The sequence below is a fragment of the Mesorhizobium sp. M7A.T.Ca.US.000.02.2.1 genome, assembly GCF_003996995.1.
Taxonomy (GTDB): domain Bacteria; phylum Pseudomonadota; class Alphaproteobacteria; order Rhizobiales; family Rhizobiaceae; genus Mesorhizobium.
Map to the genome: position 1 here is coordinate 1 of NZ_RZTT01000475.1, position 4,283 is coordinate 4,283.

Genomic DNA, 4,283 nt, shown 5'->3' on the forward strand with positions numbered 1-4,283 from the left:
GTCTGGCCAGTTGGCGGCGTCGCCACCCGAGGCGAAGGACGCCAGCTCTACCTTGCCGCGGAAAACCCGGATCGACTGGGTGAGTTGATCGGGGTGCGAGGCGAGATGCGCTGCATCGTAGTCGCGCCCATAGCAGAAGGCCTGGTCCGGCTTCAGCCGCTCGCGCAGCGGCGGGCCTAGCGCCGGGTCGACCGGATCGATGCGCGCGAACTCCGCCTTGCAGGTCGCCGCTGGGATCGGGTCGAGGCGAAAATTGTCGTCATCCTTGCCGAGTGCCTGCCTGCTATATTCCGCAGCGCCAAGCTCTTCTTCCGAACCGGCATCGAGATAGATGTCGGGCTGCAGATCCGAGAGGAACAGCCGGCCCTTGTCGTCGACCTTCAGCGACGCAAGCGTCCGGTCGCATTCCATGCCGCAATGAACCGGGCCTGTCTTGCCGTCCTCGGACGCATGATTGCACCAGCCGCCGGCCCATTCCGGCGACTTGGCGCCGCGCACGGTGGTGGCGATGAAAGCATTGTAGGACGTGTCGGAATTCACGGTCGGTTCCTCGTTCGGCCGGCTGACCGGATCATGGCCGTAGTAGAAGAAGATCCGCGTCACCTTCTGCTTCGGGTGCGCCTTGAGATGCCCCGCATCATAGACGCGGCCGAAACAGGCATCAGCGCCGTTCGGACTGAGTTCGGTGAGCTTCAGCGCATCGTCGGCGGAGGCCGATCCGGCAAGCAAGCCAAGCAGCGCCGCGCCAAACCCGGCGCCGGCGACTGTCTTCCATTCCCCTGCCCTGAACGCCATGTGATCTCTCCTCCGCATCGACAGGACGCAACGTCAATTTATGCTAGTATTGCGGCCGCAGCCACGCAATTCGCGGCGGGCCGCCAAGCGGAGGAGGATTCCATGCGTCGGCGCGATATGTTCCGCGCGGTTCTTGCCGGAACCGGAACGCTTCTCGGTTTGCGGGCAGCACAGGCAGCCGCCACCGAGCCCGCAAGGCAAAAAGTCGCCTACCACTTGAGCGACACCGACAAGGTCAATTTCGTGCTCGGCAACATCAAGAACCATTATGAGGGCACCGGCGGCAATGTCGACATCGTGCTGGTCGTGCATGGTCCCGCGCTCGCGGCCTTCAAGTCGAAAGGCATATCGGCTGCGATTTCCGGGCGCTTCGCCGGCCTGGTGCGGCAGGGGCTGGAACCCCATGCCTGCGCCAACACCATGCAAGGCATGGATATTTCGCTCCCCGACCTGCTCGCCGGGTTTCATGCCGCCGACAAGGGCGGCGTCGTCAAACTCGCCGAACTGCAAGGCCAGGGTTACGCCTATCTGCATCCGTAGAGCGGTTTGTTTGGCGCAAATTCCCCTAGGGAAAGCGCTACTCGCTTTGCCGGGAAACCGCTCCACACGTTTCCTTGAATTGCTCAAAGGCTTGAACACCGGGGTGGCAAGGGCCTACGAAGGACAGGCAGACCTCCCGGAGGAAGAACCGTGCCAGCCACCACACTCAGCATACCCGATCTTGCCGGCAAGGCAGTGCTGGTCACCGGTGCGTCGACCGGCATCGGAGCGGCGCTCGCGCTGGCCTATGCAGCGCAGAAATGCAAGGTGGCGCTGCACTACAATTCGAGTCAAGACGCCGCCGAGAAGCTCGGCCTGACGATTGCCGACAAGGGCGGCGAGGTGTTTCTCGTTCAGGGCGATTTTTCCGTTGCCGCCGATGTCGAGCGCGTCGTCGAGGACAGCGCGCAATATTTCGGCCGCCTCGACGGGCTGGTCAACAATGCCGGCGGCATGCTTGGCCGCATCCCTTATGCCGAGCAGACCGAGGCGCATTACGACGCTGTGATGGACCTCAATGCGCGCTCGGTGCTGACTGCTTCGCGCAAGGCGATCCCGTGGCTGAAGAAACAGGGCGGCTTCATCGTCAACACCTCCTCGATCGCCGCGCGCAACGGCGCCGGCGGCGGCGCCGGGCTTTACGGCTCGGCCAAGGCCTTCGTCTCCAATGTGACGCGCGGCATGGCCAAGGAACTGATCGGCTTCGGCATCCGCGTCAACGCGGTAGCGCCCGGAACAATTCTCACCCCGTTCCACAAGCGCTATTCGACCGACGAGCAGATGAAGGGCATGGTCGCCACCATTCCGCAGGGACGCGCCGGCACGGCGCAGGATTGCGTCGGCGCCTATCTGTTCCTCTCTTCGGACCTTCTCAGCGGCTACATCACCGGCCAGGTGATCGAGGTGAATGGCGGCCAGTTGATGCCTTGAACGGCTACCGGCATACTGGCGGTCTGCATGTTCTTGTCGAAAACCTCAAAGGGAGACAACGGAATGTACGGACTGATCGGCAAGATGCGGGCGGCGCGCGGCCAGCGTGACGCGGTCATGGACCTTCTGCGCGACAGTACAGGCGCCCTGCCGGGCTGCCTGAGCTATATCATCGCGCGCGACCCCGCCGATGCCGACGCGATCTGGGTCACCGAAGTGTGGACCGACGCCGAAAGCCACAAGGCCTCGCTGCAGCTTCCCGAAGTCCAGGCGGCGATCGCCAAGGCGCGGCCGTTCATCGCCGGCTTCGAATTCCAGGTCGAGACCCACCCCGTCGCCGGCTTCGGGCTGGCTGACGGCAAGACGGGGTGATCCGCCCACGGCTTTATGCCGAGGCGAGGTTCGCACTCCAGGTGCAATATCGACAGGTGAACAATCTCGACCCCGGGTTTTGCCAGTCATCGCGCTCCACTTGTAATTCTCTGAAAATGGACTAAGTTCTGTGGACTAAGTCCACTTGGAGAAACCTGCGATGCAGACCGTGAACATTCACAATGCGAAGACCAATCTTTCACGTCTCGTTGACCGAGCTGCCAAAGGTGAGCCGTTCATCATCGCCAAGGCGGGCAAACCATTGGTGAAAGTCGTGCCTATCGATCAGCCGGCCTCGTCGCAGGCGCGAAGGGTCGGTTTTATGGCCGGCCAGTTTTCCGTTCCCGACGATTTCGACCGCATGGGTGGCGAGGAGATTGAGCAACTGTTCGGTGTCAACACTTGAAACTGCTACTCGACACCCATTTGCTGCTGTGGGCGGCTGGCGAACCGGATCGGCTAACACCTGCGGCTCTCGCCGAGATTGAGGACCCCGAGAACGAATTGCTGTTCAGTCCCGCCAGCCTTTGGGAGATCGCAATCAAACGAGGACTGGGACGGGATGATTTCCAGGTCGATCCCCGTTTGCTCCGGCGAGGCCTATTCGACAATGGCTATCACGACTTGCCGATCACCAGTGAACATGCCCTCGCCATCGACGGACTTCCGGCGATCCACAAGGATCCCTTCGATCGAATCCTGGTCGCCCAGGCAACCATTGAGGGGATTACCTTGCTGACGATGGACGATCTTGTCGCCCGTTATCCCGGTCCTATCCGAAAGCTCTGACACCTTGGTAAACTGCGTGACTCGCGCGTCACACAGCTTCCTTTTTCGGCAAAGCGGGGGTTCGCATCGTCCCGCTTCAAGTCTAAGACCGAAACATGGATTCCTCGGCCGAGCAGCCATCCCCGGACCTGCCCACACTCGAGCGCATGGCGCGGATGCGCAAGCTCTGGCAGTGGCTTGCCCTGCTGGTTGTTTCCCTGCTGTTTGCCGGCGCGCTGGAACTCGCCACCCTGCCGGCGGCGTTGCTGATCGGACCGATGCTGGCGGCCATCGTCGCCGGCACCAATGGCGCCACGGTGCGTGTGCCGCGCCTTCTGTTCGGCGCCGCCCAGGCGATCGTCGGCTGCCTCGTCGCCAGCTCGATCTCGGCCGACATCTTTCCGGTCTTCTACCAGGAATGGCCGCTGTTTTTCGGCGTCGTGGTGGCGACCGTCACTGCCTCCAGCCTGCTCGGCTGGCTGATCAGCCGCTGGCGCATCCTGCCCGGCACCACCGCCGTCTGGGGCTCGTCGCCGGGTGCGGCCACCGCCATGGTGCTGATGGCCGGTGCCTTCGGTGCCGACCAGCGTCTCGTCGCTTTCATGCAATATCTGCGCGTCATCTTCGTCTCGATGACCGCAGCACTCGTTGCCAAGATGTGGGTCGACACCTCGGGCGTCGAAATCCCGCCCATCATCTGGTTTCCGCCGATCGACCGCCAGGCCTTCGCCGCCACCATCGGCATCGCGCTGGTTGGCGGCCTGGCGGGAAAGATTTTCCGGCTGCCCTCGCCCTTCTTCCTCGGCACCTTTATCTTCGGCACTGTCGTCCATCTTGGCTTGGGCGTGGAGATGCAATTGCCGCAATGGCTGCTGGCC

General features: G+C 62.7%; 7 protein-coding genes. 6 read left to right on the forward strand and 1 reads right to left on the reverse strand.

Going from position 1 to position 4,283, the window contains the following annotated elements:
- A partial coding sequence (locus EOD15_RS29685) for a hypothetical protein (RefSeq protein WP_127409093.1) occupies positions 1-795 on the reverse strand: 795 nt, incomplete at its 3' end.
- 102 nt (positions 796-897) lie between these two features.
- Here EOD15_RS29685 and EOD15_RS29690 point away from each other — a divergent pair.
- From EOD15_RS29690 to EOD15_RS29715, 6 genes are all read left to right on the forward strand, one after another.
- Positions 898-1,335: a DsrE family protein gene (locus EOD15_RS29690; RefSeq protein ID WP_127270547.1), complete on the forward strand. Its 438-nt coding sequence runs from the start codon at positions 898-900 to the stop codon at positions 1,333-1,335.
- 150 nt (positions 1,336-1,485) lie between these two features.
- Positions 1,486-2,265, forward strand: a complete 780-nt coding sequence (locus EOD15_RS29695) for an SDR family oxidoreductase (protein ID WP_127320719.1) — start codon at positions 1,486-1,488, stop codon at positions 2,263-2,265.
- A 63-nt stretch (positions 2,266-2,328) separates the two neighbouring features.
- Positions 2,329-2,637 carry a putative quinol monooxygenase gene (locus EOD15_RS29700; RefSeq protein ID WP_127320720.1) on the forward strand — a complete coding sequence of 103 codons (309 nt, stop codon included), beginning with the start codon at positions 2,329-2,331 and terminating at the stop codon, positions 2,635-2,637.
- A 160-nt stretch (positions 2,638-2,797) separates the two neighbouring features.
- Complete coding sequence (locus tag EOD15_RS29705; protein ID WP_056595839.1) at positions 2,798-3,043, forward strand: type II toxin-antitoxin system prevent-host-death family antitoxin; 246 nt, start codon at positions 2,798-2,800, stop codon at positions 3,041-3,043.
- Positions 3,040-3,426, forward strand: a complete 387-nt coding sequence (locus tag EOD15_RS29710; RefSeq protein WP_127270551.1) for a type II toxin-antitoxin system VapC family toxin — start codon at positions 3,040-3,042, stop codon at positions 3,424-3,426. Before EOD15_RS29705 ends, EOD15_RS29710 begins: the two co-directional genes overlap by 4 nt.
- Before the next feature lie 95 nt (positions 3,427-3,521).
- Positions 3,522-4,283: AbrB family transcriptional regulator (locus EOD15_RS29715; protein ID WP_148129696.1), on the forward strand; the 762-nt coding region annotated here is incomplete at its 3' end.